This is a genomic window from Cellulomonas sp. plas2 (genome assembly GCF_057221735.1).
In genome coordinates, this window is sequence record NZ_CM170155.1 from 905,271 (window position 1) to 927,884 (window position 22,614).

Here is a 22,614-nt window from a genome sequence, read left to right on the forward strand (position 1 = left end):
CCCTTGCTCGACGTCAACGTCTTCGACCAGCTCCGCATCGGGCTGGCCACGGCCGACGACATCCGCTCCTGGTCCAAGGGCGAGGTCAAGAAGCCCGAGACCATCAACTACCGCACCCTCAAGCCGGAGAAGGACGGGCTCTTCTGCGAGAAGATCTTCGGACCCACCCGGGACTGGGAGTGCTACTGCGGCAAGTACAAGCGCGTGCGCTTCAAGGGCATCATCTGCGAGCGCTGCGGCGTCGAGGTGACGCGTTCGAAGGTCCGTCGTGAGCGCATGGGCCACATCGAGCTCGCCGCGCCCGTCACGCACATCTGGTTCTTCAAGGGCGTCCCGTCGCGCCTGGGCTACCTGCTGGACCTGGCGCCCAAGGACCTCGAGAAGGTCATCTACTTCGCGGCGTACATGATCACGTCCGTCGACGAGGAGGGCCGGCAGGCCGACCTCCCCAACCTCCAGAACGGCATCGACCTGGAGAAGAAGGAGATCGCCGACCGGCGCGACAACGACATCAACACGCGCGCCGCGAAGCTCGAGGCCGACCTGGCCGAGCTCGAGGCGGAGGGCGCGAAGTCGGACGTGCGCCGCAAGGTGCGCGACTCGGCCGAGCGCGAGATGGCGCAGATCCGCAAGCGCGCCGACACCGAGATCGAGCGCATCGACCAGGTGTGGGACCGCTTCAAGAACCTCAAGGTCGCGGACCTCGAGGGCGACGAGATGCTCTACCGCCAGCTCCTGGACCGGTTCGGCATCTACTTCGAGGGCTCCATGGGTGCCGCCGCGATCCAGAAGCGCCTCGAGGCGTTCGACCTGGACGCCGAGGCGGAGAACCTGCGCGAGATCATCCGCACCGGCAAGGGCCAGCGGAAGACCCGTGCGCTGAAGCGCCTCAAGGTCGTCAACGCGTTCCTCACGACGAGCAACTCGCCCACGGGCATGGTCCTCGACGCGGTCCCGGTCATCCCGCCGGACCTGCGCCCGATGGTCCAGCTCGACGGCGGTCGCTTCGCCACGAGCGACCTCAACGACCTGTACCGCCGCGTCATCAACCGGAACAACCGCCTCAAGCGGCTCCTGGACCTGGGCGCGCCGGAGATCATCGTCAACAACGAGAAGCGGATGCTCCAGGAGGCCGTGGACTCGCTGTTCGACAACGGCCGCCGCGGCCGCCCGGTCACGGGCCCCGGCAACCGTCCGCTGAAGTCGATCTCCGACATGCTCAAGGGCAAGCAGGGCCGGTTCCGCCAGAACCTGCTCGGCAAGCGCGTCGACTACTCCGGCCGCTCGGTCATCGTCGTCGGCCCGCAGCTCAAGCTGCACCAGTGCGGCCTGCCCAAGCAGATGGCGCTCGAGCTCTTCAAGCCCTTCGTCATGAAGCGGCTCGTGGACCTCAACCACGCGCAGAACATCAAGTCGGCCAAGCGCATGGTCGAGCGCGCGCGCCCCGTCGTCTGGGACGTGCTCGAGGAGGTCATCACGGAGCACCCGGTCCTGCTGAACCGGGCGCCCACGCTGCACCGCCTCGGCATCCAGGCGTTCGAGCCGCAGCTCGTCGAGGGCAAGGCGATCCACCTGCACCCGCTCGTGTGCGGCGCGTTCAACGCCGACTTCGACGGCGACCAGATGGCCGTCCACCTGCCCCTGAGCGCCGAGGCGCAGGCCGAGGCCCGCATCCTCATGCTCTCGAGCAACAACATCCTCAAGCCGTCCGACGGCCGCCCCGTGACCATGCCCTCGCAGGACATGATCATCGGCCTGTTCCACCTGACGTCGGACAAGGAGGACGCGCTCGGCGCGGGCCGGGCGTTCAGCTCGGTGTCCGAGGCGATCATGGCGTTCGACCAGGGCAGCCTGGACCTGAACGCGGTCGTGCGGATCCGGTTCGACGACCTCGTGCTGGCCGAGGAGGCCGCGCCCGAGGGCTGGACCCAGGGCGAGCCGCTGCTCTTCGAGACGACGCTCGGCCGGGCCCTGTTCAACGAGCTGCTGCCCGTGGACTACCCGTACGAGAACGGCGTCGTCGACAAGAAGCGCCTCTCGGTGATCATCAACGACCTGGCGGAGCGCTACCCCAAGGTGGACGTCGCCGCGTCGCTGGACGCCTTCAAGGAGGCCGGCTTCCGCTGGGCCACCCGCTCGGGCGTGACGATCGCGATCTCCGACGTCGCGGCCCCGGCCGAGAAGCAGGCGATCCTCGAGGAGCACGAGGCGCGGGCCGCCAAGGTCCAGGGCCAGTACGACAAGGGTCTGATCACCGACGACGAGCGCCGCCAGGAGCTCATCGAGATCTGGAACCAGGCCACCGAGAAGGTCGCCAAGGCGATGCTGGAGAACTTCCCGGCGCGCAACACGGTGTACCGGATGGTCGGCTCGGGCGCCCGCGGCAACTGGATGCAGGTCCGCCAGATCGCCGGCATGCGCGGCCTCGTCGCCAACCCGAAGGGCGAGATCATCCCGCGCCCGATCAAGTCGAACTACCGCGAGGGCCTGTCAGTCCTCGAGTACTTCATCGCCACGCACGGTGCCCGCAAGGGCCTCGCGGACACCGCCCTGCGGACCGCCGACTCCGGGTACCTCACCCGTCGTCTGGTGGACGTCTCCCAGGACGTCATCGTCCGCGAGGACGACTGCGGCACCGAGCGCGGCCTGACGATGCCCATCGCCACCGAGGGGCGCGACGGCACGCTGCGCCTGCACGACAAGGTGGAGACGAGCGTCTTCTCGCGCACGCTGGCGACGGACTCCGTCGTCGACGGCGAGGTCGTCGGGCACGCGGGGGAGGACGTCGGCGACGTGCTCCTGGCGCGCCTGCTCGAGGCCGGCGTCACGACCCTCAAGGTGCGCTCCGTGCTCACCTGCGAGTCGCGCGTCGGGACCTGCGCCAAGTGCTACGGCCGCTCCCTGGCGACGGGCAAGCTCGTCGACATCGGCGAGGCCGTCGGCATCATCGCGGCCCAGTCGATCGGCGAGCCCGGCACGCAGCTGACGATGCGTACCTTCCACACGGGTGGTGTCGCCTCCGCGGAGGACATCACCCAGGGTCTGCCCCGTGTCCAGGAGCTCTTCGAGGCCCGCACCCCCAAGGGTGAGGCGCCCATCGCGGAGTTCTCCGGACGCGTGACGATCGAGGAGGGCGACCGCTCCCGTCGGATCGTGCTGACGCCGGACGACGGCTCCGAGGAGATCGCGTACCCGATCACCAAGCGCTCGCGCCTGGTGGTCAGCGACGGCGACCACGTCGAGGTCGGCACGCAGCTGGTGCAGGGTGCGGTGGACCCCAAGAAGGTCCTGCGCATCCTCGGCCCGCGCGCCACGCAGAAGCACCTGGTGGACGAGGTCCAGGAGGTCTACCGCTCCCAGGGCGTGGACATCCACGACAAGCACATCGAGGTCATCGTGCGGCAGATGCTGCGGCGCGTGACGGTGCTCGACTCCGGCGAGACCGACCTGCTGCCCGGCGAGCTCGCCGAGCGGGGCCGGTTCGAGGACGCGAACCGCAAGGCCGTGTCCGAGGGTGGCCAGCCGGCCGCCGGCCGTCCGGAGCTCATGGGCATCACCAAGGCCTCGCTGGCCACGGACTCGTGGCTGTCGGCGGCGTCCTTCCAGGAGACGACGCGCGTCCTCACCGAGGCCGCGATGTCGGGTCGGTCCGACCCGCTGCTCGGCCTCAAGGAGAACGTCATCCTCGGCAAGCTCATCCCCGCCGGCACCGGCCTGTCGCGCTACGGCGACGTGCGGGTCGAGCCGACGGAGTCCGCCAAGGCCGAGCTGTACCCGGCCTTCGGCTACGACGAGATCGACTTCCCGGCGCTGGGCTTCGGCTCCGGCGAGGCGATCCCGCTCGAGGACATCGACTTCGGCGGCGAGTACCGCTGACGTCCTCACCCGGGGGCCCGCCGCCTCCCGCCCCGTGCGGGAATGCGGGGGGCCCCCGGGCCGTTGTCCCCGACGTCCTGCGCACCTGCCGGCCCGCCGGTGGTCTTTTGACCGCCCGACGACCGCCGGGTAGCGTGGGGCATCGTGCCCGCGTCGTCGGGCCTCTGTGCTGTGCTCGCGGACCACGTCCCCCTCGGGGGAGCGGGGCGGGCGACGGCCCGCTCACCACACGAGGACCGCTCCTGACGGAGGGGACCGGCCGTGCGGGAGGGGACCGGGGCGACACGCCCGGGCGCGGGGGTCGGTGCGGGACGTCAGACCACCGGGGTAGTCGCGCGACGGGCGACGATCCGGACCCTGCCGGCCGTCCTGGGTGACGGGTCCGGTCGACCAGAGAACTCCCACAGACTCGGAGACGTAGTGCCTACGATCCAGCAGCTGGTCCGCAAGGGCCGGCAGGCGAAGACGAACAAGTCGAAGACGCCTGCCCTCAAGGGCTCCCCCCAGCGACGCGGTGTGTGCACCCGCGTCTACACCACGACCCCGAAGAAGCCGAACTCGGCCCTCCGCAAGGTCGCGCGCGTCCGCCTGTCCTCGCAGGTCGAGGTCACCGCGTACATCCCCGGCGTCGGCCACAACCTGCAGGAGCACTCCATCGTGCTCGTGCGCGGCGGCCGCGTGAAGGACCTCCCGGGCGTCCGCTACAAGATCGTCCGCGGCGCGCTGGACACCCAGGGCGTCAAGAACCGCAAGCAGGCGCGCAGCCGCTACGGCGCGAAGAAGGTGGGCTGATGCCTCGCAAGGGTCCGGCCCCGAAGCGGCCGCTGATCGTCGACCCCGTCTACGGGTCCCCGGTCGTCACGCAGCTCATCAACAAGGTCCTGCTCGACGGCAAGAAGACCGTCGCGGAGGCCATCGTCTACGGCGCGCTCGAGGGCGTCCGCTCCAAGGTGGACGGCGACCCGGTCGTCGTGCTCAAGCGGGCCCTGGACAACGTGCGCCCGGCGCTCGAGGTCCGCTCCCGTCGTGTCGGTGGCGCCACCTACCAGGTGCCGGTCGAGGTGCGGCCCGTCCGTGCGACGACGCTGGCGCTGCGCTGGCTGACCGACTTCTCCCGCGCGCGTCGCGAGAAGACGATGACCGAGCGCCTCATGAACGAGATCCTCGACGCCTCCAACGGCCTGGGTGCCGCCGTGAAGCGCCGCGAGGACATGCACAAGATGGCGGAGTCCAACCGGGCGTTCGCGCACTACCGCTGGTGACACCGTCCCGTCCGGCCGCGGCCGGCGCCCCTCGTCGGGCGTCGTGCCCGGGCCGGACGGGCGGCCGCCGGCCGGTCACCACCCGGGTGTTCCCCGGGCCGATCAGCGGGCTGCCCGCAACCCGCTGACCCACAGCCGACCGACAAGGGGCAACACACGTGGCACTGGACGTGCTGACGGACCTCACCAAGGTCCGCAACATCGGCATCATGGCGCACATCGACGCCGGCAAGACGACCACCACCGAGCGGATCCTGTTCTACACCGGGGTCAGCTACAAGATCGGCGAGGTCCACGACGGCGCCGCCACGATGGACTGGATGGAGCAGGAGCAGGAGCGCGGCATCACCATCACGTCCGCGGCGACGACGTGCTTCTGGAACGACAACCAGATCAACATCATCGACACGCCCGGCCACGTCGACTTCACGGTCGAGGTCGAGCGCTCGCTGCGCGTGCTCGACGGCGCGGTCGCCGTGTTCGACGGCAAGGAGGGCGTGGAGCCCCAGTCCGAGACGGTGTGGCGGCAGGCGGACAAGTACGACGTCCCCCGCATCTGCTTCGTCAACAAGATGGACAAGCTCGGCGCCGACTTCTACTTCACGGTCGACACGATCGTGAACCGCCTCAAGGCCAAGCCGCTGGTCATCCAGCTGCCGATCGGCTCCGAGGGCGGCTTCACCGGCGTGGTCGACCTCGTCGAGATGCGCGCGCTCGTCTGGCACGGCGAGACGAAGCTGGGCGAGAAGTACGACATCGAGGAGATCCCCGCCGACCTGGCCGAGCGCGCCGCGGAGTACCGCGCCGCCCTCGTCGAGGCCGTGGCGGAGAGCGACGACGAGCTGCTCGAGAAGTTCCTCGGCGGCGAGGAGCTGACGACGGCCGAGATCAAGGCCGGCATCCGCAAGCTCACGATCGCCTCTGAGGCCTACCCGGTCCTCTGCGGCTCCGCGTTCAAGAACAAGGGCGTGCAGCCCATGCTCGACGCGGTCATCGACTACCTGCCCTCCCCGCTGGACGTCCCCTCGGTCGAGGGTCACGACGTCAAGGACGAGGAGGTCGTCGTCACGCGGCACGCGGACGCCACGGAGCCGTTCTCGGCGCTGGCGTTCAAGATCGCGGCGCACCCGTTCTTCGGCAAGCTCACCTACGTCCGCGTCTACTCCGGCAAGGTGCCCTCGGGCGCCCAGGTCGTGAACTCGACGAAGGGCAAGAAGGAGCGCATCGGGAAGCTCTTCCAGATGCACTCCAACAAGGAGAACCCGGTGGAGGAGGCCCAGGCGGGCCACATCTACGCCTTCATCGGCCTGAAGGACACGACCACGGGCGACACGCTGTGCGACCCGTCGGCCCCGGTGATCCTCGAGTCGATGACGTTCCCGGAGCCCGTCATCGACGTGGCGATCGAGCCCAAGACGAAGGGTGACCAGGAGAAGCTCTCCACGGCCATCCAGAAGCTCGCCGAGGAGGACCCGACGTTCCGGGTCAAGCTCGACGAGGAGACCGGCCAGACCGTCATCGGCGGCATGGGCGAGCTCCACCTCGACATCCTCGTCGACCGCATGCGGCGCGAGTTCAAGGTCGAGGCCAACGTCGGCAAGCCGCAGGTGGCCTACCGCGAGACGATCCGTCGTGCCGTGGAGAAGATCGACTACGTCCACAAGAAGCAGACCGGTGGCTCCGGCCAGTACGCGAAGGTCCAGATGTCCTTCGAGCCGCTGGACCCGGCCGAGGGCGAGCTCTACGAGTTCGACAACAAGGTCACCGGTGGCCGCATCCCCCGCGAGTACATCCCGTCGGTGGACCAGGGCATCCAGTCGGCCATGCAGCTCGGCGTCCTCGCCGGGTTCCCGCTGGTCGGCGTGAAGGCCACGCTGCTCGACGGCGCGTACCACGACGTCGACTCCTCGGAGATGGCGTTCAAGATCGCGGGCTCCATGGTCCTCAAGGAGGCCGTCCGGAAGGCGGACCCGGTGCTCCTCGAGCCCGTCATGGCCGTCGAGGTCCGCACGCCCGAGGACTACATGGGCGACGTCATCGGCGATCTGAACTCCCGCCGCGGCATGATCCAGTCGATGGAGGACGCCACCGGCGTCAAGGTGGTCCGCGCGCTGGTCCCGCTGTCGGAGATGTTCGGCTACGTGGGCGACCTGCGGTCGAAGACCCAGGGCCGCGCCGTGTACTCCATGCAGTTCGACAGCTACGCCGAGGTCCCGCGCAACGTGGCCGAGGAGATCATCAAGAAGACCCGGGGCGAGTAGTCCCGCAGGGACGGGTGCCGGTCGGTCCACCGACCGGCCGGCCCCGGCCCAGCACCACCCAGCACGACAACCCGACCCGGAGGACCGCGCGGGCGTGGGCTACGGTTGGCCCGAGGCAACGCGCACATCTCTACCAAGTCCTGAGGAGGACACCCAGTGGGCAAGGCGAAGTTCGAGCGGACGAAGCCGCACGTCAACATCGGGACCATCGGTCACGTCGACCACGGCAAGACGACGCTGACCGCCGCGATCTCAAAGGTCCTGCACGACAAGTACCCGGACCTGAACCCCTTCACGCCGTTCGACGAGATCGACAAGGCGCCGGAGGAGAAGCAGCGCGGTATCACGATCAACATCGCGCACGTCGAGTACCAGACCGAGAAGCGTCACTACGCGCACGTCGACGCCCCCGGCCACGCCGACTACATCAAGAACATGATCACGGGTGCGGCGCAGATGGACGGCGCCATCCTCGTGGTGGCGGCGACCGACGGCCCGATGGCCCAGACGCGTGAGCACGTCCTGCTCGCCCGCCAGGTCGGCGTGCCCTACCTGCTGGTCGCGCTGAACAAGTCCGACATGGTGGACGACGAGGAGATCCTCGAGCTCGTCGAGGTCGAGGTGCGCGAGCTCCTCTCCTCGCAGGGCTTCGCCGGCGACGACGTGCCGGTCGTGCGCGTCTCGGGCCTCAAGGCCCTCGAGGGCGACCCCGAGTGGGTCAAGTCCGTCGAGGCGCTGCTCGACGCGGTCGACGAGAACGTGCCGGACCCGGTGCGCGACATCGACAAGCCGTTCCTCATGCCGATCGAGGACGTCTTCACCATCACGGGCCGTGGCACCGTCGTCACCGGTCGTGTCGAGCGTGGCCGCCTCAAGGTGAACGAGGAGGTGGAGATCGTCGGCATCAAGGAGAAGGCGATCAAGACCACCGTCACCGGTGTCGAGATGTTCCGCAAGCTCCTCGACTACGCCGAGGCGGGCGAGAACGTCGGCCTGCTGCTCCGCGGCACGAAGCGCGAGGAGGTGGAGCGCGGCCAGGTCGTCGTCAAGCCGGGCTCGATCACCCCGCACACGGAGTTCGAGGGCCAGGTCTACATCCTCGCCAAGGACGAGGGTGGCCGGCACAACCCGTTCTACGGGAACTACCGCCCCCAGTTCTACTTCCGCACGACGGACGTCACCGGCGTCATCACGCTGCCCGAGGGCACCGAGATGGTCATGCCCGGTGACAACACCGAGATCACCGTGAACCTCATCCAGCCCATCGCCATGGAGGAGGGCCTCGGGTTCGCCATCCGCGAGGGTGGCCGCACCGTCGGCTCGGGCCGGGTCACGAAGATCCTCAAGTGATCACCGCCCCTCGGGGCACCTGATCACCAGCACCACCCGGAGGGCCCGGGCGCCGCGAGGCGCCCGGGCCCTCCGTCGTCCCCGGGCGGGCCACCGCCCACACCGGACGCTCCGGCGCCGTCCTCGAGCCGTCCCCAGCTCGCGAGCCGCCGGTGGCCTGTGGAGGACCGCCGCCGCGGTGCCCGCCCTGCTCCACGCTGGGCCCGTGCAGACGACGACGGACGCCCCGACGAGCAGGCCTGACGATCGCGCCGGGGCGTGGTGGGCGCCGGCCCGGGGGGACCGGCACCGGCAGGCGTGCGCGCGGGTGGTCCTCGCGGTGCCCGGGGTGACCGTGTCGCACGCCAGCGCGGCCGCGCTCCACGGCCTGCCCGTGCCGGCGCGGCTGGGGGCCGTCGAGGTCACGCGGATCGTGCACCGGTGGCGCCCGGGCGTCCGCGGGGCGCTCGTGCGCGTCGTCCGGCGGCCGCCGGGCGCCGTCGTGCTCGGCGGCGTGCCCGTCACGTCGGTCGCCCGCACGGTGGTGGACGTGGCGCGCACCCGGCCGTCGCCGGTGGCGCTGACCGTCGCGGACGCCGCACTCCGCGCGGGCCTGGTGTCGGCCGAGGAGCTGGACGAGGAGGTCGACCGCGCCGGGGCCGGTCCCGGGGTGCGGGCGGCGCGCCGTGTGGTCGCGCACGCCGACGGACGGTCGCGGTCACCGGAGGAGTCGGTCAGCCGTGCGCGTCTCCTGGAGGCCGGCGTCGCCCTCCCCGTGCTGCACCCGTCGCCGACGGACGCCGGTCCTGACGTCGCCTTCTGGTGGCCGCGGCACGGCGCGGCCGGGCGGCTCGTGCCGGCGGGGCACGCGGCACGCGGCCACCCGTGGACGGTCGAGGGGCGCGTCCGTGTCGTCGCGTGGACGTGGGCCGACGCCCTCGCGGGTGCGCCGGTGGTGGCGCGGCTCGGCGCCGCGGGCGTGCGCTGACGGCGGCGCCACCGGGGGTCGTCACCGCCACCGCCGGAGGACGGGTCCGGCAGCGGCGGTGCCACCGGGGCAGACTGCTCGGGTGCCCCCCGACCCGCTCGTCGCGCTCCTGGCACGTCCCTCCGTGCTGCCGGTGGCCGCAGGGCTCGGCGCGGTCGTCGACGCCGTCCGGTCGCACGGCACGGCGGTCGCGCAGGCGCCGCCGGGCAGCGGCAAGACCACGCTCGTGCCGCCCGCCCTCGCCGTGGCCCTGGGCGGACGGGTGCTGGTCACGCAGCCGCGTCGCATCGCCGCGCGGGCCGCCGCCCGTCGGCTCGCGGAGCTGGTGGGGGAGCCGGTCGGCAGCACGGCCGGGTACACGGTGCGCGACGACCGTCGCGTGGGCCCTGCCACCCGCGTCGAGGTCGTCACCACGGGTGTGCTCCTGCGCCGCCTGCAGCGGGACCCCGAGCTGCCGGGGGTCGCGGCGGTCGTGCTCGACGAGGTGCACGAGCGGCACCTCGACGGCGACCTGGCGCTCGCGCTGCTCGTCGACGTGCGCGCGCACCTGCGCCCCGACCTCGCGCTCGTCGCCATGTCGGCCACGGTCGAGGCCGCGCGGACGGCGGCGGTGCTCGGTGCCGCCGGCGGCCCCGCGCCGGTCGTCACGGTGCCGGGCGCCCTGCATCCGGTCGAGGAGGTGTGGGCGCCCCCGCCGCCGCGGGTCGTGGCGCTCGACGAGCGCGGCGTGACGGCGGGGTTCCTCGACCACGTGGCGGCGACGGCCGTCCTTGCCTGCTCCGGCGCGACGGGTGACGGGCTCGTGTTCGTGCCGGGGGCCGCGGAGGTCGACGCCGTCGTCGACCGGGTCCGGGCGCGGGCCGGGGACGGCGGGGCCGCCGTGGACGTGCGGCCGCTGCACGGCCGGCTCTCGGTCGCAGACCAGGACCTCGCGCTGCGCCCCGGCCCGCGTCGGCGGATCGTCGTCGCCACGGCGGTGGCGGAGTCGTCGCTGACCGTGCCGGGCGTGCGCGTGGTGGTGGACGGCGGGCTGGAGCGGCGGCCCCGCACGGACCACGCACGGGGACTGGCGGGCCTGGTGACGGTGGGGGTCAGCCGGGCCGGCGCGGACCAGCGGGCAGGCCGTGCGGGGCGCGAGGGACCGGGGGTGGTGCACCGGTGCTGGACGCCGGGCGAGCACGCACGCCGGCCGGCGCACCCCGAGCCCGAGATCCGCACGGCCGACCTCGTCGGCTTCCTCCTCGAGGCCGCGTGCTGGGGCGCCCCGCGCGCGGCGGGGCTCGCGCTGCTCGACGAGCCGCCCGCGGGCGCGGTCGCGGCGGCGGAGGCGGTGCTGCACGGCATCGGCGCGGTCGACGCGGCAGGCGTCGTCACGGACCGGGGGCGCGCGGTCGCCGAGGTGCCGGCGGATCCGCGCGTGGCGCGGGCGCTCCTCGACGCGGTGGGGGAGCTGGGGCCGCGCCGGGCGGCCGAGGTGGCGGCGCTGCTGTCCGACGAGGTGCGCGCACCGGACGGCGACCTCGTCGCGGCGCTGCGGTCGCTTCGACGTGGTGGGCCTGCCGCGGCGTCCTGGCGCCGACGGGCCGAGGGCCTGCAGCGGGCGGTGCGAGCACGCACCTCGTCCACGATCGGGGCGGTCATCGGCACCGGTGGACCCCCCGGGCCCGGGGCCGCCGCGACCGGCACCCCTGTGCCCGGCACCAGCGTGCCCGGCACCAGCGTGCCTGGCACCTCTGTGCCTGGCACCCGTGTGCTCGGCGACGACGCCGCGGTGGCCCTCGTCGTGGCCCTGGCGCACCCCGACCGCATCGCCCGGCGCCGGGAGGACGGGAACGCGTACCTGCTGACCTCCGGCACCGGCGCGGTGCTGCCGCCGGGGTCCGCCCTGCAGGGGTTGCCGTGGCTCGCGGTCGCCGAGGCGGTCTGGACGCCGGGGCGGCGTGACGCGCTCGTGCGGTCCGCCGTCCCGACCGATGCCGCCACCGCCCTGCTGGCGGCGGCGCCGCTGCTCGTCGAGGAGGACGTCGTGGCCTGGGTCGGCGGCCGTGTCGTGGCCCGCCGCGTGCAGCGGCTGGGCGCGATCGAGCTGCGCGGCGAGCGCCTGCCGCGACCGGACCCGGAGCGGGTGCGGGCGGCGGTGCGGGACGGCCTGGCGCGGTCGGGGCTGGGGGTGCTGCGCTGGGGAGAGGGTGCCACCGCGCTGCGCCGCCGCCTGGACCTGCTGCACCGCCACCTCGGCGCCCCGTGGCCGCCGGTCGACGACGCGGCGCTGACCGCCGACCTCGACCGCTGGCTCGGCCCGGACCTGGACCGCGTGCGGACCGGTGAGGACCTCGCGCGGATCGACGTCGCGGCGGCGCTCCGCCGGCTGCTGCCGTGGCCCGAGGCGGCCCGGCTCGACGAGCTGGCCCCAGAGCGGGTGACCGTGCCCAGCGGAACGTCGGTGCGCGTCGACTACGCCGCCGACCCGCCGGCGCTTCCCGTCCGGCTCCAGGAGACCTTCGGCTGGCGGACCGCGCCGCGGGTCGTCGACGGCCGGGTGCCGCTGGTGCTGCACCTGCTGTCGCCGGCGGGGCGTCCGGCCGCCGTCACCGCGGACCTCGAGTCGTTCTGGCGCTCCGGGTACGCGCAGGTGCGCGGGGAGCTGCGGCGCCGGTACCCGAGGCACGCGTGGCCGGAGGACCCGACGACCGCCGCACCCGTGCGCGGGGTCCAGCGGCGCCGGTGACGCGGTCCGACGACGCGGTCCGACGACGCGGCCCGACGGCGTGGTCCGGCGACGCGGTCCGACGACGCGGCACGACGACGCCCCGTCGACCACGGGGTCGACGGGGCGCCGGGGTGCTGGCGGTGGTGCCGTCAGTGCACGACGGCCTTCTCGGCGCCCGCGCCCGTCATGGAGCGGACCTCCATCTCGGCGGACTTCAGGGCGTCGTGCTCCGGCGAGGTCACGCTGCCCAGCCAGCCGAGGAAGAAGCCGAGCGGCACGGAGACCAGGGCCGGGTTGGACAGGGGGAACCACGAGATGTCCACGCCCGGGATCATCGCGGTCTCCGACCCGGTGACCACCGGTGAGAAGACGATGAGCACGAGGGCGGACCCCAGCCCGCCGTAGATGCTCCACAGGGAGCCGCGGGTGTTGAACCGCCGCCAGTACAGCGAGTACAGGATCGACGGCAGGTTGGCGCTGGCCGCGATGGCGAAGGCCAACGAGACCAGGAACGCGACGTTCTGCCCGTTGGCCAGCACGCCGCCGACGATCGACACCGCCCCCACCACCACGGCGGTCCTCCGCGCCACCTTGACCTCCTGCTCGGGGTCGGCCTGCCCGCGCTTGATGACGCCGTTGTAGACGTCGTGCGCGAACGACGCGGCCGCGGTGATCGTCAGGCCGGCGACGACGGCGAGGATGGTGGCGAAGGCGACGGCCGCGATGACGCCGAGCAGCAGGGTGCCGCCCAGCTCGTACGCCAGCGCGGGTGCGGCCGAGTTCGCGCCGCCCGGGGCCGCCAGGATCTCGTCGTGCCCGACCAGGTACGCGGCGCCGAAGCCCAGGATCAGCGTGAACAGGTAGAACGCGCCGATGAGGCCGATGGCCCAGGTGACCGAGCGGCGTGCCTCCCGCGCCGTCGGCACGGTGTAGAAGCGCATGAGCACGTGCGGCAGGCCTGCGGCGCCGAACACGAGGGCGATCGCGAGGGAGATGAAGCCGAGCTTGGTCGTGTCGCTCGCGCCGTACTGCAGCATGGGTTCGAGCACGCGGTCCCCGTCGGGGTGCACCGCCACGGCCCGGTCCAGCAGCGCGGACAGGCTGCCCCCGTTGAGCACGAGGACCCAGACCGTCATGGCACCGGCGCCCACGATGAGCAGGACCGCCTTGATGATCTGCACCCAGGTCGTGCCCTTCATCCCGCCGACGAGGACGTAGACGATCATCAGCGCGCCCACGACCGCGATCGTCAGCGACTGCCCGAGCTTGTCGTCGACGCCCAGGAGCAGCGCGACGAGCCCCCCGGCGCCGGCCATCTGCGCCAGGAGGTAGAAGAACGACACCGCGAGGGTCGAGATCGCCGCCGCCGTGCGGACGGGCCGCTGCCGCATCCGGAACGACAGCACGTCGGCCATCGTGTACTTGCCCGTGTTGCGCAGGGGCTCCGCGACGAGCAGGAGCGCCACGAGCCACGCCACGAGGAACCCGATGGAGTACAGCAGGCCGTCGTAGCCGTAGAGGGCGACGGCGCCCACGATGCCGAGGAACGACGCCGCCGACAGGTAGTCGCCGGCGATGGCGATGCCGTTCTGGCGCCCGCTGAACGAGCGACCGCCGTGGTAGAAGTCGCCGGCCTGCTTCGGGCCGCGCGCCACCCGGATGACGATGGCCAGGGTGACGACGACGAAGACGAGGAAGATGGCGATGTTGAGGATCGGGTTGCCGACGTCCATCAGAGGTCCCCCTCGAGCTCGTGCCGCAGGCGCTCGGCGGACGGGTCCAGCCGGCGGTTCGCGTGCCGGACGTACAGGTAGGTGATGAGGAACGTGGAGGCGAACTGACCCAGGCCGAGGAGCAGGCCGAGGTTCACGGAGCCCAGCACCGGCGTCGACATGAGGTCGGTCGCGTAGGTGCTCAGCAGGACGTACAGCAGGTACCAGGCCAGGAACGCGGCCGTCATGGGAAAGGCGAACCGTCGGAAGGTCGAGCGGAGCTCGCCGAACTCCTCGGAGTCCTGCACCCGGACGAACTCGTCGGGGGAGGGGGTGCGGTGGTCGTCTCGACGGCCGCCGCCGTCGAGGTCCGGCAGCGGCGCGTGCCGCGGCGGGAGATGGCTCTCGGTCTCGTCCACGGACGACATACGGCGACTCCTTCGTCGGTACGCAGGTAGGGGCGAGGATCGCGGACGAGGATTCTCGACGTCAAGAGTCTTGGCCCCCCCGCGTGGCCCGGGTCACGGCGCCGCCGCCGGCCTGCGGTCGCGCCGGTGTCGGCACCCGGCGGGATTGGCCATCGCCGGTTCCGTCTGGCAGACTGTCGGGGTTGCCCGCTGGTGGAGGCGCGCCCTGGCACGGGAAGGACCGGTTCTCCTGGTCCTCCTGCTGTCCTGGCGCTCCGGCCGTCCGGGCTGTGCACACGTGGAGGGTCCGCCGGACCCCGGGGTCACCCCCGGTGGTGAGGGCCCGATCGCAACCACCGACCTCGTACCGGCCCCTCGGGGACGGGACGCCGTGCTGGGGTGCGTCGCACGACGCGACACGCCCGAGCGCGGGGGTCGGACGGACCGGTACGAGAGAGAGAAGTAGACGACGCCATGGCGGGACAGAAGATCCGCATCCGGCTCAAGTCCTACGACCACGAGGTCATCGATAGCTCGGCGCGCAAGATCGTCGACACGGTGACCCGCGCTGGTGCGTCGGTCGTGGGTCCGGTGCCGCTGCCGACGGAGAAGAACGTCTTCTGCGTCATCCGGTCGCCCCACAAGTACAAGGACAGCCGCGAGCACTTCGAGATGCGCACGCACAAGCGGCTGATCGACATCATCGACCCCACGCCGAAGGCCGTCGACTCGCTCATGCGTCTCGACCTGCCGGCGGACGTGAACATCGAGATCAAGCTCTGACGCTGGGAAGGAACTGATCCTCATGGTTACCCAGCAGAACGCGCGCCCCGTCACGGCGCTGCTCGGCACGAAGCTCGGCATGACGCAGGTGTGGGACGCCGACGGCCGTCTCGTCCCCGTCACCGTGCTGGCGGTCGGGCCGAACGTCGTGACCCAGGTGCGCACCGCTGAGGCCGACGGCTACGCGGCGGTCCAGCTGGCCTCCGGCCAGATCGACCCCCGCAAGGTCACCAAGCCGCTCAAGGGCCACTTCGAGAAGGCCGGGGTCACCCCCCGCCGGCACGTGGTCGAGATCCGCACGTCCGACGCCGCCACCTACTCGCTCGGCCAGGAGATCACCGCCTCGGTGCTCGAGGCCGGCGCGAAGGTCGACGTCGTCGGGACCACCAAGGGCAAGGGCACCGCCGGTGTCATGAAGCGTCACGGCTTCTCCGGCGTGGGCGCCTCCCACGGTGCGCACCGCAACCACCGCAAGCCCGGCTCGATCGGCGGGGCGTCCACCCCGTCGCGCGTCTTCAAGGGCATGCGCATGGCCGGTCGGATGGGCGTCGCCCGTCAGACCACCCAGAACCTGACCGTGCACGCGGTCGACGTCGAGAAGGGCCTGGTGCTCGTCAAGGGCGCCGTCCCCGGCCCGAAGAACGGCGTCGTGCTCGTGCGTTCCGCAGTGAAGGGCGCGTGAGACGCATGAGCGACACGCTGACCGTCGACGTCCTGGACGCCGCGGGTGCCACGGCCGGGCAAGCCGAGCTCCCCGCCGACGTCTTCGACGTGCAGACCAACATCCCGCTGATCCACCAGGTCGTCGTCGCGCAGCTCGCCGCGGCGCGGCAGGGGACGCACGCCACCAAGACGCGTGGCGAGGTCCGCGGTGGCGGCAAGAAGCCGTACAAGCAGAAGGGCACCGGTCGTGCCCGCCAGGGCTCGACCCGCGCCCCGCAGTTCGCCGGCGGTGGCACGGTCCACGGCCCGCAGCCGCGCGACTACAGCCAGCGGACCCCGAAGAAGATGAAGGCCGCGGCGCTCCGCGGTGCCCTCTCGGACCGCGCCCGGGCCGGCCGCGTGCACGTCGTCACCGGCTTCGGCATCGGTGAGGCCCCCTCGACGAAGGCCGCGGTGAAGGTGCTGGAGACGCTGTCCCCGCGCCGCCACGTGCTCGTCGTCGTCGAGCGCCAGGACGAGACGACCTGGAAGTCGCTGCGCAACGTCGAGCGGGTCCACCTGCTCGTCGCGGACCAGCTCAACACGTACGACGTGCTCGTCTCGGACGACGTCGTGTTCACCCAGGGCGCGCTCGACGCGTTCCTCGCGGGCCCGACCTCGTCCGTCGCCGGCGCCGCGTCCACCGAGGAGGCCTCCGCGTGACCACCGTCGGCAAGGACCCGCGCGACATCCTGATCGCGCCGGTCGTCTCCGAGAAGAGCTACGCGCTGCTCGACGAGGGCAAGTACACGTTCCTCGTCGACCCGCGGGCCAACAAGACCGAGATCAAGATCGCCGTCGAGCGGGTGTTCGGCGTCAAGGTCGACTCGGTCAACACGGCGAACCGCCAGGGCAAGGCCCGGCGTACCCGGTTCGGCATCGGCCGTCGCAAGGACACGAAGCGTGCGATCGTCACCCTCCGCGAGGGCTCGATCGACATCTTCGGCGGTCCGGTCGGCTGACCAGAGCAGAGTGAGGACAGGTCCCCATGGGAATCCGTAAGTACAAGCCGACGACGCCGGGCCGCCGTGGCTCGTCGGTCGCCGACTTCGTCGAGATCACGCGCTCGCAGCCGGAGAAGTCGCTCGTCCGCCCGCTGAGCAAGTCCGGTGGTCGCAACTCGACCGGCCGCATCACCACCCGGCACAAGGGTGGCGGCCACAAGCGCGCCTACCGCGTCATCGACTTCCGTCGCCACGACAAGGACGGCGTGCCGGCCACGGTCGCGCACATCGAGTACGACCCCAACCGCACGGCGCGCATCGCGCTCCTGCACTACGCGGACGGCGAGAAGCGCTACATCATCGCGCCGAACAAGCTCGGCCAGGGCGACCGCGTCGAGGCCGGTGCCGGGGCGGACATCAAGCCCGGCAACAACCTGCCGCTGCGCAACATCCCCACCGGTACGGTCATCCACGCGATCGAGCTGCGGCCCGGAGGCGGCGCGAAGATCGCCCGCTCGGCCGGCACCTCGGTGCAGCTCGTGGCCAAGGATGGGCCCTACGCGCAGCTGCGCATGCCCTCCGGTGAGATCCGCAACGTCGACGCGCGCTGCCGCGCGACCGTCGGCGAGGTCGGCAACGCCGAGCAGTCGAACATCAACTGGGGCAAGGCCGGCCGCATGCGCTGGAAGGGCAAGCGCCCGACCGTCCGTGGTGTCGCCATGAACCCGATCGACCACCCGCACGGTGGTGGTGAGGGCAAGACCTCCGGTGGTCGTCACCCGGTGAGCCCCTGGGGCCAGCCGGAGGGTCGCACCCGCCGTCCGAACAAGCCGAGCGACAAGCTCATCGTGCGTCGTCGGCGCACCGGCAAGAAGCGCTGAGGAGTCCGCAGATGCCACGCAGCCTGAAGAAGGGGCCGTTCGTCGACGGCCACCTCCAGAAGAAGGTCGACGTCCAGAACGAGACGGGCGGCAAGAACGTCATCAAGACGTGGTCGCGCCGCTCGGTCATCACGCCGGACTTCCTCGGCCACACCTTCGCGGTGCACGACGGCCGCAAGCACACGCCGGTGTTCGTCACCGAGGCGATGGTCGGCCACAAGCTCGGCGAGTTCGCCCCCACGCGGACGTTCCGCGGCCACGAGAAGGACGACCGGAAGGGCCGTCGCCGCTGACCCCGGTCAGCAGCGACGCCTGACGGCAGAGACAGAAGGCAGGACAGCAATGGAAGCCAAGGCGAAGGCGCGGTTCGTCCGCGTCACGCCCCAGAAGGCCCGGCGCGTCGTGGACCTCGTCCGTGGCAAGGGGGCCGGCGAGGCCGTCGCGACGCTGAAGTTCGCGCCGCAGGCCGCGGGGGAGACCGTCCTCAAGGTGGTCGAGTCCGCGATCGCCAACGCCCGGCAGACCGCCGCGCGCGACAACGAGCGGTTCGACGAGAGCGCGCTCTACGTCGCCGAGGCGTTCGTCGACGAGGGCCCGACCATGAAGCGGTTCCGTCCGCGCGCCCAGGGGCGTGCCGGCCGGATCCTCAAGCGCACGAGCCACATCACCGTCGTCGTCGCCACGCGCGAGTCGGCCGGTGCGAAGGCCACCACCAAGGGAGGGACCCGCTAGTGGGACAGAAGGTCAACCCGCTCGGGTACCGCCTGGGCATCACCACCGACCACCGGTCGCGCTGGTTCGCCGACTCGACCAAGGCCGGGCAGCGGTACCGCGACTACGTCCGCGAGGACGTCCAGATCCGCAAGCTCATGAGCACGGGCCTGGAGCGCGCCGGCATCGCCAAGGTCGAGATCGAGCGCACCCGTGACCGCGTCCGCGTGGACATCCACACGGCGCGCCCGGGCATCGTCATCGGCCGCCGCGGCGCCGAGGCCGACCGCATCCGCGGGGAGCTCGAGAAGCTCACCGGCAAGCAGGTGCAGCTGAACATCCTCGAGGTCAAGAACGCCGAGATCGAGGCCCAGCTCGTCGCCCAGGGCATCGCGGAGCAGCTCGCCAGCCGCGTGTCCTTCCGTCGCGCCATGCGCAAGGGCATCCAGTCGGCGCAGCGCGCCGGCGCCAAGGGCGTCCGGGTGCAGGTCTCCGGCCGCCTCGGCGGTGCGGAGATGAGCCGCACGGAGTTCTACCGCGAGGGGCGCGTGCCGCTGCACACGCTGCGCGCGAACATCGACTACGGCTTCTTCGAGGCCCGCACGACCTTCGGCCGCATCGGCGTGAAGGTCTGGGTCTACAAGGGCGACATGACCGAGCGCGAGTTCGCGGCCCAGCAGGCCACGCAGGCTCCGCGCCAGGCGCGTGGCCCCCGGGGCGACCGTCCCGAGCGCGGCGGCGACCGCGGCCCCCGCACGGGTGCCCTGCGTCGCGAGCGCACGGACGCCCCCGAGGCCGCGCCCGCCGACTCCGCCCCCGCGGCGCCGGCGACCGAGACCGGAAGGGAGGCCTGAGCCGTGCTGATCCCCCGGCGGCTGAAGCACCGCAAGCAGCACCACCCCGGGCGCTCCGGCGCCGCCACGGGTGGCACCGCGATCTCGTTCGGCGAGTACGGCATCCAGGCCCTCGAGCCCGCCTACGTCACGAACCGGCAGATCGAGGCCGCCCGTATCGCCATGACCCGCCACATCAAGCGTGGTGGGAAGGTCTGGATCAACATCTACCCGGACCGTCCCCTCACGAAGAAGCCCGCCGAGACCCGCATGGGCTCCGGCAAGGGCTCGCCCGAGTGGTGGATCGCCAACGTCAAGCCCGGCCGCGTCATGTTCGAGCTGGCCGGCGTCCCGGAGCCCCTGGCGCGCGAGGCCATGCGCCGCGCGCAGCACAAGCTCCCGATGAAGACCCGTTTCGTGGTCCGCGAGGGTGGTAACTGATGGTCATCGGAACCAAGGACCTGGCTCCCACGGAGCTGGACGGGTTCGACGACGAGAAGCTGGTCGCCGAGCTGAAGAAGGCCAAGGAGGAGCTGTTCAACCTCCGCTTCCAGTCGGCGACCGGCCAGCTCGAGAGCCACGGGCGGCTCAAGGCCGTGCGTCGCGACATCGCGCGGATCTACACGATCCTGCGCGAGCGCGAGCTCGGCATCCGGACCGCCCCCAGCGTGAGCGAGTGAGGCTGACATGACGACCGAGAACGAGACGGCCGGCGGCACGCCCGTCGCCGAGCACCGTCCTTACCGCAAGACCCGCCGCGGCTACGTCGTGTCGGACAAGATGGACAAGACCGTCGTGGTCGAGGTCGAGGACCGGGTCAAGCACCCGCTCTACGGCAAGGTGCTGCGGCGGACGAGCAAGGTCAAGGCCCACGACGAGGTCAACACGGCCGGCGTCGGGGACCTCGTCCTCATCATGGAGACCCGGCCGCTGTCCGCCACCAAGCGGTGGCGCGTGGTCGAGGTCATCGAGAAGGCGAAGTGACCTCTCCCCACCAGGGGAGGTGACCGCAGGCCGCCCGGTCGTGTACGATCGGGCGGTTTGCGTTTCACGCAAGCACACCCAGTTGCCCACGGGCGCGGGCGGCAGCACACGGACGGCACCAGCGGGTGCCGGCGCTGCCGCCCGCGCGTCGTGTGCATGACGGCAACGACGTCCGACCAGGCTCGGCCCGCGCGCACCCGTGCGATCGGTCCGCAGAACCCGTCGGACGACAGGAGCAGCAATGATCCAGCAGGAGTCGCGACTGCGTGTCGCCGACAACACGGGTGCCAAGGAGATCCTCTGCATCCGTGTCCTCGGCGGCTCCGGTCGCCGGTACGCGGGCATCGGCGACGTCATCGTCGCCACCGTGAAGGACGCCATCCCCGGCGGCAACGTGAAGAAGGGCGACGTCGTCAAGGCGGTCGTCGTGCGCACCCGCAAGGAGCGCCGCCGTCCGGACGGCTCGTACATCAAGTTCGACGAGAACGCCGCCGTGATCCTCAAGAACGACGGGGAGCCGCGCGGCACGCGCATCTTCGGCCCCGTCGGCCGCGAGCTGCGCGACAAGAAGTTCATGCGGATCATCTCGCTGGCGCCGGAGGTGCTCTGACCATGGCGAAGATCAAGAAGGGCGACCTCGTCGTCGTCATCTCGGGTCGCGACAAGAAGAAGCAGGGTCGTGTCCTCGAGGTCCTCCCGGAGACGCAGCGCGTCGTCGTCGAGGGCGTGCAGCGCGTGCAGAAGCACGTCAAGGCCGGCCAGACGTCGCGCGGGACGCGCACGGGTGGCATCGAGACGGTCGAGGCGCCGATCCACATCTCCAACGTGATGCTGGTCGACCCGGAGACGAAGAAGGGCACCCGCGTCGGGTACCGCACCGAGCAGGTCGAGCGCGACGGTCGCACCCGCACCGTCCGGGTCCGCGTGGCCAAGCGCTCCGGGAAGGACGTCTGATGTCGCAGACCACCGTCGAGGCCCCGGCCCTGCCGCGCCTCAAGACGCGCTACAACTCGGAGATCCGTCAGGCTCTCCACCAGCAGTTCGGCCACGAGAACGTGAACCAGGTCGCGCGCCTGGTCAAGGTCGTCGTGAACATGGGCGTGGGCGAGGCCGCGAAGGACTCCAAGCTCATCGAGGGCGCCATCCGCGACCTCACGCTCATCACCGGCCAGAAGCCGCAGGTCACGAAGGCCCGCAAGTCCATCGCGCAGTTCAAGCTCCGCGAGGGCATGCCGATCGGCGCGCACGTCACGCTGCGCGGCGACCGTGCGTGGGAGTTCCTGGACCGCCTGCTGTCGACGGCTCTGCCGCGCATCCGCGACTTCCGCGGCCTGTCGCCGCAGCAGTTCGACGGCCACGGCAACTACACCTTCGGCCTCGTGGAGCAGTCCGTGTTCCACGAGATCGACCAGGACAAGATCGACCGCGTCCGCGGCATGGACATCACGGTCGTCACCACCGCGACGACGGACGACGAGGGCCGCGCGTTCCTCAAGCTCCTCGGCTTCCCGTTCAAGGAGAACTGAGCATGGCCAAGACCGCCCTGATCAACAAGGCCGCGGGCAAGCAGAAGTTCGCCGTCCGCGCCTACACCCGCTGCCAGCGCTGCGGCCGCCCGCACTCCGTGTACCGCAAGTTCGGCCTGTGCCGGATCTGCGTGCGCGACATGGCGCACCGCGGCGAGCTGCCCGGCGTCACCAAGAGCTCCTGGTAACACCCCACGAGCGTCGGTAGGTCCGTGCCGGCGTCAGGCGCCGCAGCCCCGGCTGCGGCGTCCGGCGCCGGGCGGATACCCCGGCGAGAGAGGGCTGAGGCCCCCGCATGACCATGACCGACCCGATCGCCGACTTCCTCACGCGGATCCGGAACGCGAACTCCGCGCACCACGACACGGTGACGATCCCGTACTCGAAGCTGAAGTCGCACATCGCCGAGATCCTCCAGGCCGAGGGCTACATCGCCGGCTGGAGCGTCGAGGACGCCACCGTCGGCAAGAACCTGACGGTGACCCTGAAGTACGGCCCCCACCGCGAGCGTGCGCTCGCCGGCGTCAAGCGCGTGTCCAAGCCGGGCCTGCGCGTGTACGCCAAGTCGACCAACCTGCCGAAGGTCCTCGGCGGCCTGGGCGTGGCCATCCTGTCCACGTCCTCGGGCCTCCTGACGGACAAGCAGGCCGCCAAGAAGGGCGTGGGTGGGGAAGTCCTCGCCTACGTCTGGTAAGCCCGGGACGG

25 protein-coding genes are annotated in these 22,614 nt (G+C 71.5%); 23 read left to right on the forward strand and 2 right to left on the reverse strand.

Going from position 1 to position 22,614, the window contains the following annotated elements:
• Positions 1-3 precede the first annotated feature (3 nt).
• The 7 genes from AC2TDM_RS04050 to AC2TDM_RS04080 all read left to right on the forward strand — a co-directional run bounded on the left by AC2TDM_RS04050 (position 4) and on the right by AC2TDM_RS04080 (position 12,444).
• On the forward strand, positions 4-3,876 hold the full coding sequence (locus AC2TDM_RS04050) for a DNA-directed RNA polymerase subunit beta' (RefSeq protein WP_090031893.1): 3,873 nt from the start codon (positions 4-6) through the stop codon (positions 3,874-3,876).
• Positions 3,877-4,296: 420 nt separating this feature from the next.
• A complete protein-coding gene (gene rpsL / locus AC2TDM_RS04055) occupies positions 4,297-4,668 on the forward strand; it encodes a 30S ribosomal protein S12 (RefSeq protein WP_013770160.1) in 372 nt (123 codons plus the stop codon).
• On the forward strand, positions 4,668-5,138 hold the full coding sequence (gene rpsG / locus AC2TDM_RS04060) for a 30S ribosomal protein S7 (protein WP_090031895.1): 471 nt from the start codon (positions 4,668-4,670) through the stop codon (positions 5,136-5,138). Before rpsL ends, rpsG begins: the two co-directional genes overlap by 1 nt.
• 158 nt (positions 5,139-5,296) lie before the next feature.
• Positions 5,297-7,399, forward strand: a complete 2,103-nt coding sequence (gene fusA / locus AC2TDM_RS04065; protein ID WP_090031897.1) for an elongation factor G — start codon at positions 5,297-5,299, stop codon at positions 7,397-7,399.
• Positions 7,400-7,555: 156 nt separating this feature from the next.
• Positions 7,556-8,749 (forward strand): elongation factor Tu, encoded by a 1,194-nt coding sequence (tuf, locus tag AC2TDM_RS04070; protein ID WP_484635901.1) that lies wholly within the window; start codon positions 7,556-7,558, stop codon positions 8,747-8,749.
• A gap of 205 nt (positions 8,750-8,954) precedes the next feature.
• A complete protein-coding gene (locus AC2TDM_RS04075) occupies positions 8,955-9,716 on the forward strand; it encodes a hypothetical protein (protein WP_484635902.1) in 762 nt (253 codons plus the stop codon).
• Positions 9,717-9,798: 82 nt separating this feature from the next.
• A complete protein-coding gene (locus AC2TDM_RS04080) occupies positions 9,799-12,444 on the forward strand; it encodes an ATP-dependent RNA helicase (protein ID WP_484635903.1) in 2,646 nt (881 codons plus the stop codon).
• Positions 12,445-12,575: 131 nt separating this feature from the next.
• On the opposite strand, the gene AC2TDM_RS04085 is transcribed toward AC2TDM_RS04080, so the two are convergent.
• Together AC2TDM_RS04085 and AC2TDM_RS04090 are read right to left on the reverse strand one after the other, a co-directional pair.
• Entirely contained in the window at positions 12,576-14,159 is a 1,584-nt protein-coding gene (locus AC2TDM_RS04085; RefSeq protein WP_484635904.1) for a solute symporter family protein, read from the reverse strand.
• Positions 14,159-14,566, reverse strand: a complete 408-nt coding sequence (locus tag AC2TDM_RS04090) for a DUF485 domain-containing protein (RefSeq protein WP_484635905.1) — start codon at positions 14,564-14,566, stop codon at positions 14,159-14,161. Before AC2TDM_RS04090 ends, AC2TDM_RS04085 begins: the two co-directional genes overlap by 1 nt.
• Positions 14,567-15,019: 453 nt before the next feature.
• Between AC2TDM_RS04090 and rpsJ the strand changes: the two genes are divergently transcribed.
• From rpsJ to rpsH, 16 genes are all read left to right on the forward strand, one after another.
• On the forward strand, positions 15,020-15,328 hold the full coding sequence (gene rpsJ / locus AC2TDM_RS04095; protein ID WP_013117879.1) for a 30S ribosomal protein S10: 309 nt from the start codon (positions 15,020-15,022) through the stop codon (positions 15,326-15,328).
• Between the two features lie 22 nt (positions 15,329-15,350).
• Positions 15,351-16,010 carry a 50S ribosomal protein L3 gene (gene rplC, locus AC2TDM_RS04100; RefSeq protein WP_484635906.1) on the forward strand — a complete coding sequence of 220 codons (660 nt, stop codon included), beginning with the start codon at positions 15,351-15,353 and terminating at the stop codon, positions 16,008-16,010.
• A 5-nt stretch (positions 16,011-16,015) separates the two neighbouring features.
• Positions 16,016-16,693 carry a 50S ribosomal protein L4 gene (rplD, locus tag AC2TDM_RS04105; protein ID WP_090031911.1) on the forward strand — a complete coding sequence of 226 codons (678 nt, stop codon included), beginning with the start codon at positions 16,016-16,018 and terminating at the stop codon, positions 16,691-16,693.
• Positions 16,690-16,992 carry a 50S ribosomal protein L23 gene (rplW, locus tag AC2TDM_RS04110; RefSeq protein WP_090031913.1) on the forward strand — a complete coding sequence of 101 codons (303 nt, stop codon included), beginning with the start codon at positions 16,690-16,692 and terminating at the stop codon, positions 16,990-16,992. Before rplD ends, rplW begins: the two co-directional genes overlap by 4 nt.
• A gap of 26 nt (positions 16,993-17,018) precedes the next feature.
• On the forward strand, positions 17,019-17,855 hold the full coding sequence (gene rplB / locus AC2TDM_RS04115; RefSeq protein WP_090031914.1) for a 50S ribosomal protein L2: 837 nt from the start codon (positions 17,019-17,021) through the stop codon (positions 17,853-17,855).
• Positions 17,856-17,866: 11 nt separating this feature from the next.
• On the forward strand, positions 17,867-18,148 hold the full coding sequence (rpsS, locus tag AC2TDM_RS04120; RefSeq protein ID WP_090031916.1) for a 30S ribosomal protein S19: 282 nt from the start codon (positions 17,867-17,869) through the stop codon (positions 18,146-18,148).
• 49 nt (positions 18,149-18,197) lie between these two features.
• A complete protein-coding gene (gene rplV / locus AC2TDM_RS04125; RefSeq protein WP_484635907.1) occupies positions 18,198-18,587 on the forward strand; it encodes a 50S ribosomal protein L22 in 390 nt (129 codons plus the stop codon).
• Positions 18,587-19,420 carry a 30S ribosomal protein S3 gene (rpsC, locus tag AC2TDM_RS04130; RefSeq protein WP_484635908.1) on the forward strand — a complete coding sequence of 278 codons (834 nt, stop codon included), beginning with the start codon at positions 18,587-18,589 and terminating at the stop codon, positions 19,418-19,420. Before rplV ends, rpsC begins: the two co-directional genes overlap by 1 nt.
• A gap of 3 nt (positions 19,421-19,423) precedes the next feature.
• Complete coding sequence (rplP, locus tag AC2TDM_RS04135) at positions 19,424-19,840, forward strand: 50S ribosomal protein L16 (protein WP_013882863.1); 417 nt, start codon at positions 19,424-19,426, stop codon at positions 19,838-19,840.
• Positions 19,840-20,079, forward strand: coding sequence for a 50S ribosomal protein L29 (gene rpmC, locus AC2TDM_RS04140; protein WP_090031922.1), 240 nt, complete (start codon positions 19,840-19,842; stop codon positions 20,077-20,079). The genes rplP and rpmC overlap by 1 nt, the downstream gene beginning before the upstream one ends.
• Positions 20,080-20,086: 7 nt before the next feature.
• Positions 20,087-20,383 carry a 30S ribosomal protein S17 gene (gene rpsQ, locus AC2TDM_RS04145; RefSeq protein ID WP_090031924.1) on the forward strand — a complete coding sequence of 99 codons (297 nt, stop codon included), beginning with the start codon at positions 20,087-20,089 and terminating at the stop codon, positions 20,381-20,383.
• Positions 20,384-20,624: 241 nt separating this feature from the next.
• The gene (gene rplN, locus AC2TDM_RS04150; RefSeq protein WP_090031927.1) at positions 20,625-20,993 is read left to right on the forward strand and encodes a 50S ribosomal protein L14; all 369 of its coding nucleotides are present in this window, start codon (positions 20,625-20,627) and stop codon (positions 20,991-20,993) included.
• Positions 20,994-20,995: 2 nt separating this feature from the next.
• Complete coding sequence (gene rplX / locus AC2TDM_RS04155) at positions 20,996-21,337, forward strand: 50S ribosomal protein L24 (protein WP_090031929.1); 342 nt, start codon at positions 20,996-20,998, stop codon at positions 21,335-21,337.
• On the forward strand, positions 21,337-21,909 hold the full coding sequence (rplE, locus tag AC2TDM_RS04160) for a 50S ribosomal protein L5 (RefSeq protein WP_090031931.1): 573 nt from the start codon (positions 21,337-21,339) through the stop codon (positions 21,907-21,909). Before rplX ends, rplE begins: the two co-directional genes overlap by 1 nt.
• 2 nt (positions 21,910-21,911) lie before the next feature.
• Positions 21,912-22,097, forward strand: a complete 186-nt coding sequence (locus AC2TDM_RS04165) for a type Z 30S ribosomal protein S14 (protein WP_090031933.1) — start codon at positions 21,912-21,914, stop codon at positions 22,095-22,097.
• Between the two features lie 107 nt (positions 22,098-22,204).
• Positions 22,205-22,603, forward strand: a complete 399-nt coding sequence (rpsH, locus tag AC2TDM_RS04170) for a 30S ribosomal protein S8 (RefSeq protein ID WP_090031935.1) — start codon at positions 22,205-22,207, stop codon at positions 22,601-22,603.
• Positions 22,604-22,614 lie beyond the last annotated feature (11 nt).